8 protein-coding genes are annotated in these 14387 nt (G+C 42.7%); all 8 read right to left on the bottom strand.

Annotated features, from left to right (window positions below):
• Window positions 1–2 precede the first annotated feature (2 nt).
• The gene (locus tag ACXAFV_RS04970) at window positions 3–521 is read right to left on the bottom strand and encodes an undecaprenyl-diphosphatase (protein ID WP_475124866.1); all 519 of its coding nucleotides are present in this window, start codon (window positions 519–521) and stop codon (window positions 3–5) included.
• Window positions 522–679: 158 nt separating this feature from the next.
• Window positions 680–2110: an aspartate ammonia-lyase gene (aspA, locus tag ACXAFV_RS04965; RefSeq protein ID WP_475124865.1), complete on the bottom strand. Its 1431-nt coding sequence runs from the start codon at window positions 2108–2110 to the stop codon at window positions 680–682.
• A gap of 418 nt (window positions 2111–2528) precedes the next feature.
• Window positions 2529–3320 carry a LysM peptidoglycan-binding domain-containing protein gene (locus ACXAFV_RS04960; RefSeq protein ID WP_475124863.1) on the bottom strand — a complete coding sequence of 264 codons (792 nt, stop codon included), beginning with the start codon at window positions 3318–3320 and terminating at the stop codon, window positions 2529–2531.
• Window positions 3321–3478: 158 nt separating this feature from the next.
• Window positions 3479–3739 carry a hypothetical protein gene (locus tag ACXAFV_RS04955; RefSeq protein ID WP_475124862.1) on the bottom strand — a complete coding sequence of 87 codons (261 nt, stop codon included), beginning with the start codon at window positions 3737–3739 and terminating at the stop codon, window positions 3479–3481.
• Window positions 3740–3755: 16 nt separating this feature from the next.
• Complete coding sequence (locus ACXAFV_RS04950) at window positions 3756–4985, bottom strand: helix-turn-helix domain-containing protein (RefSeq protein WP_475124860.1); 1230 nt, start codon at window positions 4983–4985, stop codon at window positions 3756–3758.
• A gap of 350 nt (window positions 4986–5335) precedes the next feature.
• Window positions 5336–5719 carry a protease inhibitor I9 family protein gene (locus ACXAFV_RS04945; protein WP_475124858.1) on the bottom strand — a complete coding sequence of 128 codons (384 nt, stop codon included), beginning with the start codon at window positions 5717–5719 and terminating at the stop codon, window positions 5336–5338.
• 224 nt (window positions 5720–5943) lie between these two features.
• Window positions 5944–9360, bottom strand: a complete 3417-nt coding sequence (locus ACXAFV_RS04940) for a S8 family serine peptidase (RefSeq protein ID WP_475124857.1) — start codon at window positions 9358–9360, stop codon at window positions 5944–5946.
• A 619-nt stretch (window positions 9361–9979) separates the two neighbouring features.
• Window positions 9980–14149, bottom strand: coding sequence for a S8 family serine peptidase (locus ACXAFV_RS04935; protein ID WP_475124856.1), 4170 nt, complete (start codon window positions 14147–14149; stop codon window positions 9980–9982).
• Window positions 14150–14387: the final 238 nt, after the last annotated feature.

The raw sequence follows: 14387 nt of genomic DNA, 5'->3' as shown, positions 1-14387 counted from the left end.
ACTCAGTCGGGTGTTCCTTTATCCGAACATTTACCAGCAGGTTCACCCACTACAATACTGGTCATGGTGCCAATAAAAGCACTGCCGATAATATCAGATGGATAATGGTGCCCCAGCCAAATACGAGAAATACCTGTCAACAATGATAATAGCCACATCACTGATCCAAAGGCACGGTCATAAAGACAGATAGAAGTAGATACGGCAAACACAAGCAGGGTATGCTTACTTGGAAATGAAGAATCCATTTTTGAGGGGATGAGTATGCCCACCCTTCGTTTGACAAATGGACGCGGCTTAAAGTAAAACAACTTGATCAAAGTGTGAAGAATCAAAGATATACCTGATGACACCATTGCATTCCAAGACACTTTTCTATAATGGTCATTTCGTAACCACATGAATATCAATACAAATATATACACATATCGAACCTTTTTTGATAAAAAGATCATCAGCCAATCAATCGGGGCCGAGCGTCCAGAAAGCAGATTGATTGCCCTGAATAGTCTGTAGTCCATAAGTATGCCTCCTTTTTCGCAGATACCTATAAAATTCCCTGTTACGCAGGAAGTATGTAACCAACAAAACAAAAAAGCTTGTAGACCTGGTCCAATTCATGGACTCTGTCTACAAGCTTTTTGCTGCAGAAGCTGTCTGCAGGTTATTATTTTTCTATTTATTCCCGATCAAACAGCACTCGGCCCGCAATCCCCGGGTTGGTCATTTCGTAAGGGTTTAAGATCAAATCAAGTTCTTCCTCTGTCAGAACATCGTATTCCAAGCAAAGGTCCCTTACTGATTTCCCTTTCAGGATCGCTTCCCTGGCGATTCTTGAAACCACTTCATACCCTAAGTGCGGATTGACTGCTGTAATGATGCCCACACTGTTTTCCACATATTCCTTCATTCGCGTTTCATTCGCTTCGATGCCGCTCAGACAGTTGTCGGTGAAGCTTCTGAACGCATTATTCATGATGCTGATGGATTGAAGGAGATTGAACACAAGGACAGGCTCCATTACGTTCAGTTCAAGCTGGCCCGCTTCAGAAGCCAGGGAAATCGTTTGATCATTCCCCATCACCTGGAATGCTACCTGATTAATGAGCTCCGGCATGACCGGATTGACTTTTCCAGGCATGATGGAGGAACCAGGCTGTCTTGCAGGAAGGGAGATTTCCCCCAAGCCGGTGCGCGGCCCTGAGGCCATCAAGCGTAAATCATTGGCGATCTTGGACATATTCGTCATACATACCTTCAAAGCAGAAGAAACCTCTGTATAGGCATCTGTATTTTGCGTCGCATCAACAAGGTGCTCGGCTCCCGTCAATGGCAATCCGCTGATTTCAGCCAAATGCTTCACGACACTCTTGATATATGCTGGATCGGCATTTAAACCTGTCCCAACAGCTGTCGCTCCCATATTCACTTCATACAGGTGCTCACGAGTCCGTCCTATTCGCTTGATATCTCTTTCAAGTACCCGGCTATACGCCTCAAATTCCTGACCAAGTCTGACTGGCACGGCATCCTGCAGATGGGTGCGGCCCATTTTGATGACATGATCAAACTCCTGGGCTTTCTTTTTAAAAACATCCAGCATATCTTCCATTGTGATCAGCAGCTTATCCAATAACGTTAGTGTCGAAATATGGATGACCGTAGGGAACACATCATTGGTCGACTGCGCCATATTCACGTGACTGTTCGGACTGACTTTCCCATATTCCCCTTTATGATGGGAAAGCAGTTCAAGCGCACGATTGGCAATGACTTCGTTTGCATTCATATTGATGGACGTCCCTGCGCCTCCCTGAATCGGGTCGACGATGAAATGTTTATGCAGCTTCCCTTCAAGGATTTCATCACAAGCCTGTACGATGGCCTGACCGATTCCTTCATATAGACGAGTCGTCTCCATATTCGCAAGCGCTGCCGCTTTTTTGACCACAGCCAGCGCATCGATCATTTCTTTATGAATTTTATAACCTGTTATCGGGAAGTTTTCAACCGCCCGTAACGTTTGAATCCCATAATATACATGCTCAGGCACTTCCTTTTGCCCAAGAAAATCTTTTTCAACTCTATATCCGCTAGCAGCAGTTATCATGTCTCTACCCCTCTTGTTCGTTTTCAGTACTACCATTCGAGATTCTATCAATTTATGGGGGAGTAAGCAATGGTTTTTAATCGCATCTTAAAGAAAAGCGGCTGGGGCAAAACGATAAAACCACCTATAAAGACAAACAATTTCAGTATAGGCTCTTATTGCCGCTATTGATTTCCGTGCAAGACTTCGCTTTCCGCGGGCGGTTGGTGAGCCTCCTCAGTCGTACCTCCCTGCGGGGTCTCACCTAACACGCTTCTCCCGCAGGAGTCTTCGTCTTGCACTCCAATCAACCGCTGGAAAGAGCTAAAATCTAAGTGTACATTTAAACAAATTAAAAACCCGAAATAATTTGCCATTTAGAACGCAAACTAGTTCGGGTTTTACTTACTCTAAAATACTTCTGTCCCAGTCTTATCAATTAATATGTGGAAATGACAGCACCATTTTTTTGTATGACCGTGACCAACTGTCCGGACTTCTTTTGATATCCTTGGGAGGTTCCATACGGGACTTTTAAGACGAATTCCCGGTGTTCGCCTTTGAATTCCACTGAAAAATTGTCAACCGCTCCAATTATGACAGCCTGGGACACTTCAGCTTCCCCTGGTATAAAGAGATTTTGGCCGATCAGGACCATGTCCAGTTTCAATCCGTTTGCCTTCGCTACTTCTTTGGGGTTCACTCCATAGCGATGAGAGATTCCCCAAAGAGTATCTCCAGCCACGACGGTATAATATTCTCCAACTTCGCTTGAGGCTTGTCCGGTTGGTAAAGAAAGTTTCTCACCAATTTTTATTTGGTCTGTATCTTTTTTATTTATATATGTTATTTCCTCGATTGTGGTCCCATATTGTTTCGCCAAGGAGTATAGCGTATCTCCTTTGTTAACTTTATAAGTGATAAAACCCTTACGATGCTCTCTATCCGGTACAAGCAATTGCTGGCCGGCGACAATCTTATCTGATGACAAGACGTTCGCTTCCAACAGCTGTTCGACAGTCACTTCATATTTTTTAGCCAGACTATATAGAGTGTCGTTTTTTTTGACCGTGTATTCCGTACTGCATGCGTCTGCCTTGCCATTCGCCAGAAGCAGTGCGGTAATGGTGCCGGCAGCGGTTGCCGCTGCAATTTTTTTGTTTCTCGCTCTTACCTTTTTCTTTCGGGCCTCTGCTATTCTGTGTTTTCTCTTCATTGTAATCGCAGTCAATTTTACATCCCCCAATGTGCTCGTTTAAATATTTTCAACCTTATACCATTCGAACGTAGGGGGTCTTTTTGAGGGTGTTAAATAAAAATATTCCTATGAAACCATTTATATCCATTAATAATGGTCCGTTCCATTCAACTGCTGTAGCCCTTCCTTATTCAAATCCAAGTTTCTACAACTCTCAATTCCTCCTGAGCAGAATTCGAAATCCTTGAAAACCTCTCCGGAATTTCACTCCTGATCGCTTCCAGTGTCGGCCTCATCAGTATGTGCTGAGTCGGTTTTTCAACATCGAAAACCCTTGCTACATACATCCCTTTATAATCTTCAGGACTCCAATATATGCATATGATTGGTAGTTTGAAATCACTTAAGGTCACTTCTTCAAATGTATTCATTAGACGATCCGGATTATTCATCATCAACCTCTCCCTTTTAGTACACTGCCATATTGGGATCCTGAATCAGACAGCTATTATTTTTTTTATATAAGGATACCTCATTCATATACTTGCTGAGTTCTGCATATCTTCGTTCTTTTATCAGCAAAGGTATAACGATCTCTTCAATGTATTGTATATACGCATATTCCCCTTCGGTTATACGTCTCTTAAGCATTTTCAACAGTGTGCAATTATATGAATCTCTTATTGTTTCTGCAAAATAGATTCCTTTATCCAGCATGACAAGATTGCGTTCTTTATCTTTATGGTTATTCAAGAGAGCCGAACTTCTGACCACTCCTATTAAGCTCACAAAATAATCTGCAGAGTCAGGCTTCTCTTTTAATAGATGATACGCTATAGAATAGGTGTCTACTGCACGTTGATATTCTTTAGCGTTAACATATTCATTCCCCAAATTAATATAAAGAATCGATTTACTCTTATCATCTTGAAGATGTTCACAACGCTGTATCAATTTGTCATATTTTTTTTCGAGCACTCTCATGCTTATATTCCCTTTTGTTCCCTCTGCTTTCAAAAGAAAAATAGAGCCGTCCATCATTCGAGAAAAATTATAAGTCTCTTTGAAATGATTCATTGCAATCTCAATACATCGTCTTGACTTATCCTCTTCACTGCACCCCAGATACGCAAATGCTAAGTGAAGATAATATTCCCTGTTCGGATACTGAGCTTTATGAATGCTTTCCAATAATTCGGCTGCCTTAAGATGATTTCCTCTTGAAAGCTCCAGCATCCCTTTTACGTGATAATATAATTGAAAATCGTAGCCTGACATGTAAAAAGAACTTTTTATATTCAGGAATAAGTTCAAATACGACTCAGCTTCCAGCAACTTTCCATTCATGATCAAATATCTCGCTTTTAACAGCTTGTACGTTCCGTTCATGGTTTCAATCTGGACCAACTGGTTCTGCTCAATGATTTCTTTTAATAACTCAATTTCTCTTGTGACATCTTTCACCATGAAATCATGCCATAATTCAAGGTCCATTTGCCATTTTTTATAGGAACGGTGCATCATTTCGATATCCATTTTTACCTTTTGGTTAATTTTCCGAATCGTATCTTTTGTAACAACGTTCTCTCCACTTTCTATCCTTCTCATATGGGCAGGCGAGCAAATCCCGATACTGATTTCCTTTTGGGTCAGCCCCCTAAAAATCCGACAATATTTAATGAACGTCCCGATATGCATTACTTTAGACCTCCAGGAATGAAATAGCAGTATAAGCGTCTACGACTATTATACCAAGAGGCACCCCTGACAAAATTGGGTTATTCGCTGGCAGCGACATCACATAGTTCAAGGACTATGTGCCCATTACATAAACCCTTAATCACCTGCCTTCCGGCGGAGAAATTCCCGTTACAAAGGGAAAAGGACGAATCATTTCAAATCGAATGTTCCTGTCATTCACCAGAAAACCATGACTTTAGACCTTTCACACTTTCCCAAATTTGTTGCTCAGCCCCTCCTTTCCCCTCCCTCCAAAAAGAAAGAACCACATCTTCCTCTAGAATGACGGTGGCTCTTCTTCATTTTTTCTAAAACAGTCCTGAAGGATGTATGGGCGGATCTATCTTTATTTCTTCATTTGGATAGATTTTTTGGATGACAGAGGAATTTGCCAAGCGCAAGATTTCGTTGGCTGGCATCTCCATCGATACTCCGTTAAAGGCCGACTTATATCGATGGTTGATCCGATATGGTATTTGATTATGTTCTAAAGCCAGCCGGATTTCCTCTTGGAACTGCATGTGACTATACTCCACCTGCCGCACGGCTTCTTCCAGCGTCAGGTCGATTCCCTTCCATTTGGCTTCAAGCACAGCTGCTTTCGCAGGTTTGATGATGAACTGTATGATGATCGAGATGGTCTGAGTGCTTGAAAGATTGATGCGCGGATCTATCTCGACAGGAGCTCTCATTGTTCATTCCACCACCTTTTTTCTGTAATATCATTACTAATTGCAGTTTCTCATACAATTGTATTTCCTTCCAATATACTCACGATTATATTCACGCTTTTTAAATGATATTTGTGTACAGTCCCGAAAAGATTAGAATCTCTAAACTGCAGTTGTTCCAAATGGAGCAACCTAATAATAAAAAGCCAGGCATACGGTTGACGGGTATGCCTGGCCTCTCAATATTAATGTTTCACTGTGATTTTCTTCTTTTCGGATGTCAAAGATAATCCTGTTTCATCTGTCCCCGTTACGGTCACAAAGTAGTCACCATCCGGGTACTCTGATCCAGCGTACCATTTCAAACCATAAATGGAATGCTCATCTTCGATATCAGCATACTCGATGACATCGCCTTCCGAATTGGAAATTTCGATATGCCAATCCATTCGTTTATATCCAAAAATTAAAATGGAAGCAGGCTTTGTTTCATTTACATTGGTCCCTGAAACCTGAAGATAGTTGATAAATGGACCTGCATGCAGCAATTCTTCATTGCCAGTATATCCGACGCCGACATTCCGGAAAGCATCAATGGCTGAAATCATGACAACCTCTGGCTTCGCATCTGAAATATACTCGTTGAGGTCTGAGTTGACAGCTTTCTGATACCCATCATTGACCCAAATGAAGTTTCCGATATGTTTGCTTCCTTGTTCCGTGACATCCCACGTAATTTTGTATTTACCATCAGGTTGTTCAGAAATATTGATGTTTTTTACAGTCGGTGCAACAGAATCAATTTTAAACGGAATTTTCGTTTGCTGCGGTTCTGCTCCCTCATAGTTCAACGTACTTTCGTATACATACTGGTAATTGCCATCAGGCAGCTTATTTCCTTCATCATCTGTACCGCTCCAGAACATACCATCGAACTTATACAAATAGTTACCATATGACATGATGTTTTTTCTGAAAGAGTAAGGACTACCATCTTCAGTAAATTCACCAAAATTCGTGATATGAGCAACAGTATTGCCATTTTCATCTTCAACTTTCAGTGACATTTCCTTCAAATTTCTAAACGCCGTAAAGGATGGATAAATCCCTGTAGGTATGGCATTATGCGAATAGCCTACATGTGTTGGATCAAATGTACCTTTCGAGGTGTCATATCCCAAAGGATAATTCAGCATATCATTCCAAAGCACCGTATACCCTAAATATGGATCTCCGTTCACCGGACTCTCGTCAATATTATCAAGTGAATCCCAATCACCGTAAAAGCCCATAAACGGCATCGTCAAAGTCGTTAAGTCTTTTACAGAGCTGCCTTTCGGTACAAAACGGACAAACCCTTCCACGAAGCGCCCTTCACTTAAGTCTTCCGGAAGCGTGACCGAGATTGTCACTTCGTCATCACGGCGTGGTTTGTATTGAAATTTACTATCATCCGTCACTTGCTTTCCATTGATTTTGACAACAGCACCATCGATAGGGATCGAATGCAACGTAAGGTATTCCCGTTCCACCCCATCATAGGTTTTCTTCTCTGTTTCATCCGTCAGTACATCTATGACGATTTCATATTGGTCGTTAGCTTTTTCCATATTCTTTGCCAACGGCTCTACATCCAATGTGAAATCAAATGTGCGTTCCACTTCTTTTAACGCCACTGATGCAGCCTTCTCCAGCGGAGCACCCTCTTGCTTCAATAGATATGGAGATTTGATCGCTTGTTCAATCTTCATCAATCCAGATCCTTGTCGTCTTGGTGAATACAGTGAATTATCATGATCCGGGTTTGTCAATATTTCAGAAGTGTTCATTAACGCATTCTTTGCTTTTAAAATGGTTTCTTCGTTCTTTGGCAGCCCCAGCTCCTCATAATACTTCTGAAGCAATAAAGCAGCTCCGGCTGCAACGTGCGGCGTGGCCATGGATGTTCCACTCATTGTTTCATATTCATTGTTCAACACGGTTGAGCTGATTTTTCCACCAGGGGCAGTGATTTCCGGTTTAAAGCTTAGGTCTGTCGGTGAACCATATGATGAGAATGAAGACATCGGCTCTGTCGTCGGGTTTTGCACCCATATTGTTTCCTCTGATAATTGTACCGAGATCTTCTCGCCGCCTTGTAATCTTTCAACCAGTTGATCTCCTTCTGTATGCCCAGTCGTAACGGCTGGAATGGTGTAGCGTGAGAAATTCAAATTCGCATACGACGGAGATTTATCTGGCGGGATCACGATAATGGCAGCCGCCCCCTTTCTTGCTGCGTCAAATTGCAGGGACGAATAAATCGAATACAATTTTGCCGGTTTTGCCACCACGATCTTCCCTTGTACATCCAGGCCATCGAGGTGGCTGCCAAACCCTTCACCGCCGAAAACCAATTCGTATTCTTTACCAGATTCAAGTACATCACTGAGCTTTTTGGAACTGTATTGTGTTTGGAAACCAAGCATGCTTCCATCACTTAACTGAAAAGCATTAACACTCATCTGATCATTCTCTGAAGAAGCTACCTGCAGGGCGGATGGTGTAACACCAGGGTCACCAACGAGTCCGATATCAGGATTTTTCGCCAACGGCAATTGAGACCTTTCCAATAAACTTTGTTTCGTGCTGTAAGAAGCATTACCTCCAGCGGCTACGACCAGCACCCCATTTTCTGTTGCGTATTGGATTGCACGCTGTACAGGATCGTTCGGATCCACATTTCCTGCGTCAGATCCCAAGCTCAAATTGATGACATCTGCCCCCAACTCCACCGCATGATAGATCCCGGCTGATATATCATCATCATACGCACCGCTTCTCTTATCAGAGAATACTTTTTCTGCTAACAGCTGTACGTCCGGTGCCACTCCCATCGCTTTTTTCTGGGATTCTTCGTAAGCCCCGACAATCCCGGCTACATGTGTCCCATGTGAATCACTTGCCGGGATGACATCGGTATCATGATCTGCCCAGTCATAACCCGTCGGTACTTTATCCGTATACCAAACGTCCTTTACTTCTGATTCTTCAAGCTTCTCTTGGATGTTCGTTTCATTGAACTTAGCATTTTTCTTTCCTTTTTCTGAAAGAGTCATGGCTTCATGGCGATAATCGATTCCAGAGTCCACGATTGCCACGACCATCCCGTCGCCGCTGTAATTATACTTCGTCCATACATTCATCGCTTCCACGAGTTCATTGCTCTTTATGTCCATATGCTCATATGTTTTAGCGACACGGATATCTTTAACACCCTCTATAACTTTGATTTTCTCTGCGTCTTTCATCGTCGTTTCCATACTGAATCCATAAAATCCTGTTGAATACGTATGTATGACTTTAGAAGATGCATCCCTCTTTTTCATAAACGTATTTTTCACTTGCTCTACATGCTTTTCAGGCGATGTTTGCTGTTTCTCATTCACATCCACTTCTACGATTAAGCGAACATTTTCATTTGGATTGAAAGCTTTGAGATCCTGTCCATATAACGGATCGTCGCTTGACTTCTTATCAAAATCAGCCAATGGAAGTTTTGCTTTTTGGATCTGAGCAGGCGCCTGTCCCTCATTAGATTGATAGAATTCAGCACTGGCCGGTGTGGTCATGGTGCTGCCCAGTAACACCGTCATTAATCCGATGGATAGTTTACTTTTCATGGAACCCTTCATCTTTTCACCCTTTTCAATAGTTTGGTATTTGGCTTAAGCACTCACCTGGTTCTTTAAATCCCCTGGCTTACTAGGCCATCCTTATTAAGGTTTGATCCTCTCCCCCTTCTCCCTCTTGATTCTTCTCTCTTTAATTGTGAGCGCTACTTTTCTATTTCTATGAAGTTGAGAATCATCCTTTTGGGGGATTTCGGAGTCTATGACTGTTTCATAAACGGGACTATTCACCCTTAATCATTGATGATTTCATCCTAATACGACTGATTGATAGGTTGAAAGAATGAATATTACAAATATTTGTTGGGTTATTTCATTCCTGAACTCTTTTTATCACCGCTATTGATTTCCGTGCAAGACTTCGCTTTCCGCGGGTGACCCGTGAGCCTCCTCGGCTTCGCCTGCGGGGTCTCACATTGGCCACTTCTCCCGCAGGAGTCTTCGTCTTGCACTCCAACCAACAGCTAGAACCATTTATATTTTTGGATTGACATTTACCAATCGATTTATAGGGAGTGTTACTTTTCGAATTTACTTTCTATTAGACCAGTAAGAAAGAGCCTATAAAAATGAGAAAGAACCGCCCATGGACGATTCTTTCTCCAACTTATTATTCAGTTAGTTCCAGTCCCATTTCATTTAAGTAGTGGGTCAGATCTTTTTTCCCGTTAGTTTCCTTTGGTGATTTCCCTTTAGGGGCATCCGGTCCTTTTGTCAGGAAGTTCTTTTCAATGAATCGAACGTCTGTCTCGTTTACAACACCGTCCTGATTCACGTCATAGGTTTGAATTTCAGGGTTCTCTTTACCGTAGTACTCAACGATGTCACGGACATCTTTTATGTCGATCAAGCTGTCACTGTTAACATCTCCGGCAAGACTGATTTTGGTTCCTCCTGAAATGAACCTTCCATACTCTTCCCCTTTCAATTCAAATCCAGGTATAAATGGCGTGTAGGTCTTTACATGTCCTGGGATTTCCACTACGACATTGTATGTCTCACGTGAAGCCGGGACACCATAGATTGTGTACTTCCCATTTGAAGCGATGCTGCCTTCATATTTTTCACCATCCGGTGATAAGGCATATACCTTCGCTCCGATATTTTGAGCTACACCATTTGGTAAAAAAAGATTGCCACTTCCACTTGTCTTCAAAAATGCTTCCGGTTTAATATTCCCTTCCACTCTTGAATGTTTGGACACGAAATCATAGGATGAAGTGCTGTAATATGGAAGAGATGCAGTCTTATCTTCACCGACTTTTGTATAGCTTGACTTTGTGACATCAAGTTTGTCATATCCATAAAACCAGTCATCTTTAGTGATCTTAAAAGTAACGTCCACTACAGGCATGTCCCCATTCAAGCCGGAGTATCCTTCTTCATTCAATGAAGCTCCTACCGTTACGGTCTGGTAATAGCCTGAACCGCTGACAACAGGATCTTTAAGAGATGCTTGAAGTCCGTTTTCTTCTGCAAAAGCTTTAAATTCATCATTCAGCTTTGCCGATTCGAATGAGTACATTTCCCCTTTATACTGAATCGTGTACTCTCCGGAAATAAGATTTTTTACATTATTAAGGCTCAGAGTCATGGTCACAGTATCGTCCAACCCGACTTCTTCCCTGTTGTAATCGGATGTTAGATACTCCGTGCCTTCTTGTAGGAAGATATATCTTTGGTAATTGACGTTTGCTGCAATATCAGTAGCTGCCAGACTCAATCTTAATGGTTCGTCTGCAATATCAGAAGGCTCTATTCCAAACTGCGTATCCCCTTCAGAATCCGCTGGTGGGAAACAACAATTGAAGTACTCGCGGAATCCGGTCGCTATCAAAAATTTGTTCGATGATTGATCATACTCCATCCCTTTTGATTGTAAGACCTCCACTGTTTCATCCTGCACATTTCCATGGATCCAGAAAGCTTTGTGCCCAAACTCTTCTGTGTACATATCTTCACTGATTTCATACACACCAGGAGCTTTATCAAATTCCACTTGTGGTTTTGTATTATCAACGAAGACAGGAGTGTCAATTGTATACGTTTTTCCTTCCTCATCATGCCCTATGAATTCTATTTCATAGTCCCCTTCTGGCAAATCAATGAATTGATCTGATATCGGATTTTGTTCGTCATTTGTGAATGGATAAACGCCTCCAGCAAAAACAGCCGGAATGTAATACCTGAAGTCAGGCTTTGCATTCGCTTGTGTGAGGGAAGCAATGAATCCGATTGCATCACCTGATTGTCCATCTTTCACCACAACATCGATCCTCGTCAGCGGGTTTTTCATTTGGAATGCTGCTGAGATGAATGGATTGTAGTACTGCCACTTAGGTGTATTATTAGCTAGTGCCGGACGGTTTGTTTCAAGGTAGTCGAAGCCTTTTCCTGTAACTCTGATGGCATACGGAACCTGATACGTTTCACCAGCATCATTTGCATTCGTCAGATGGATGTACCCTTCATAACGACCTTCTTCTGCATCTGCCGGAACCGTGATCACTGGGGAAAGTTCTTTTGATCCTTCAGCGGAGACCGCTACACTCGTTGGTACGTCTAAAACAATACCGTTTTCGGCTGAATCCTTAATACCTGGACGTTCTCCATGGTATTCGACTTCTACCTTGAATGACTTTTCTTCTTCACCGTTGTTCTCTATGACCATGCTGCTGTCTGCTTTTATTCCATTGTCATTTTTGTAGTGACTTCCGAAAGAGATGGAAGCTGTTTCTTCTTCAATTTCTACGACAGCACCATTTTCGATATTCTCTGTTTTATCCATCACTTTAATGGACACATCTGCGTGCACCGCCTCATAGGCATCAATGCGCCCTGCTCCTTGTTCAAATACGGATACGTCACCATTCAAGTCTTCCGCTGTGTTCATCAGGGCTGCTTTTACATCAAATGGTGATAGATCCGAATTTTCTTGAAGCATAAGGGCAGCCACTCCTGCAACGTGAGGGGTTGCCATCGAAGTTCCCTGCAGACGGGAATATGCTGATGAGTAATCTACTCCTTCTTCCGGACTGTTGATATATTCTGGAATCGTTGAGAAGATCGCTACCCCTGGTGCCACAACATCCGGCTTGATATCATAGCTGCCGCCCACTGGTCCCCTTGAACTGAAGTCAGCCAAGTTGTCGCCCTCTGTTTGAACACTTGCCAGATCACCAAACGTAATGGCAACGTTATCTCCTAATCCTTTTAACCGTTCACCGTCGGCTTTTGTCATACGGAAGGTCGGGATATATTCAGACCCCTCCCCTAAATAAGCCGGAATATTTCCGTCAACGTTATTGTAGATGATAACAGCATCCGCACCTGCATCTTTCGCATGCTTCATTTTATCGACAAACGTAATGTCACCACGCTGAATCAGTGCGATTTTACCCGTTAAGTCTTTCCCTTCGAAATCAGCAGCAAATCCAAGCCCGGCAAAAACCACTTCTTTGGACTGATTTTGAAGAGAAGTAAGATCGTCAGAAAAATTCTTGCCCATCAATAAAACATTCTCAAATGTTTCACCATTCACACTCATGGATTCAAATGAAGGGATATCCATGGCAAAATCACTTGCCCCGACCGTTATCCCGAGCGCAGCTGCACCCGGAGCTCCGAGAGTCCCTTCGTTCGGTCCGCTGTTTCCTGCCGCGACAACCGTGACCACTCCCGACAGCATCGCATTGTTAACAGCTACGGAGGTCGGATACAAAGGATCATTCGTTGCAGCTCCCAATGAAAGGTTAATAACATCCATTCCATCACTTACGGCTTTGTCAATCCCTGCAAGGATCCCTGCTGTCGCTCCGGATCCATACGGTCCAAGAACACGATAACCGTAAAGATCTACATGGGGTGCTACCCCTTTCACGGCATAATCAATTGAGTTCTTTTGATTTCCAGCGATCGTTCCTGATACGTGTGTTCCGTGTTCGGTATAGTAGGAAGTCCCTGAAGCCGGATTGATTTCAGGCAGACCGGATGATTTCCAATCTTCATATGTTGCTTCCATCGGGTCATCATCATTATCTACGAAATCATATCCGCCTTTATATGACTCTTTCAAATCAGGGTGGTTGTAATCGATTCCTGTATCCAGTACCCCAACCTTGACTCCTTCACCTGTCACGTTTTCAGCATGAAGCTTGTCCACATTGATCTGCGGGATACTATCCATCATTTTGGATTGGGACGCTCCTGCTTCTTCGATGTCAGGGAGATCAAGCTGAATCGTCTCATCTTTCCAAACCCGTTTCACCACTCCAGAATCAAGTAAGCTCTCAATCTCATTTCCAGGTATGGACATCGCAACACCGACAATGGCCGATCGGTATTCCCTCGTAATTTTTACCTCTTTTAATTGCGGGCTCGCACTCTTTTGGTTTTTAAGAGAGTCGACACTCTGTTTAAATTTACTATGCGCCTTCTCTACCTTTACTGAAACATCTTTTGCAGTGGTACGGAGTCCCTTTGCCGCCTGCTTCATTACTTCAACTTTGGCTGGTGCTTGATTGAATTCGATGATGATGTCTACCATACCGTCACTTTCGGTATTGATACTCGGAGAAATCTTAAAATCAGGCTGTGCCTCAATTTGTTTGAGGGCACTTCTTTGTTCATCTGATAGATTCATCAACACTTCTTCTGCATTTTTGACTTGTTTGAATACAGGCTTCGTTTCGGCCATCACATTCATCGGTACACCTGATGTCCCCAATAGACTTACGGTCAATGCTGCGGTCAATAGTTTGACGGAGCGCTTCTTATTCATACTCTTCCCCCTCTTTAAAAATCACTCAAGTTGATATTTGATTACAACCTACATGGTATCCCTTCGAGAGAAGTCTGTTAATTGGGAAAATTCCATACACCTTCAGGCTTTCGTTATTCGGCCTATCTGATGGAAAGGTATGTTTCCCTCAATCAATGTTCCAAAGTTAGAGGGAAAGTTGGGAAAGTTTCTTGCGGAGAAGTCGAAATACCTATTTTTCTTTCTCATCCCGCCAGAT

Source organism: Rossellomorea sp. ABR4_012, from assembly GCF_056159545.1.
The sequence above is the reverse complement of the archived record's forward strand: the minus strand, read 5'-3'. Positions and strand labels throughout refer to the sequence as shown.

Bases quoted from the DNA above. Each gene is read 5' to 3' on its own strand.
- ACXAFV_RS04970 (WP_475124866.1), bottom strand. From the start codon at position 521: ATGGACTACAGACTATTCAGGGCAATCAATCTGCTTTCTGGACGCTCG.
- aspA (WP_475124865.1), bottom strand. From the start codon at position 2,110: ATGATAACTGCTGCTAGCGGATATAGAGTTGAAAAAGATTTTCTTGGG.
- ACXAFV_RS04955 (WP_475124862.1), bottom strand. From the start codon at position 3,739: ATGAATAATCCGGATCGTCTAATGAATACATTTGAAGAAGTGACCTTA.
- ACXAFV_RS04950 (WP_475124860.1), bottom strand. From the start codon at position 4,985: ATGCATATCGGGACGTTCATTAAATATTGTCGGATTTTTAGGGGGCTG.
- ACXAFV_RS04945 (WP_475124858.1), bottom strand. From the start codon at position 5,719: ATGAGAGCTCCTGTCGAGATAGATCCGCGCATCAATCTTTCAAGCACT.
- ACXAFV_RS04940 (WP_475124857.1), bottom strand. From the start codon at position 9,360: ATGAAAAGTAAACTATCCATCGGATTAATGACGGTGTTACTGGGCAGC.
- ACXAFV_RS04935 (WP_475124856.1), bottom strand. From the start codon at position 14,149: ATGAATAAGAAGCGCTCCGTCAAACTATTGACCGCAGCATTGACCGTA.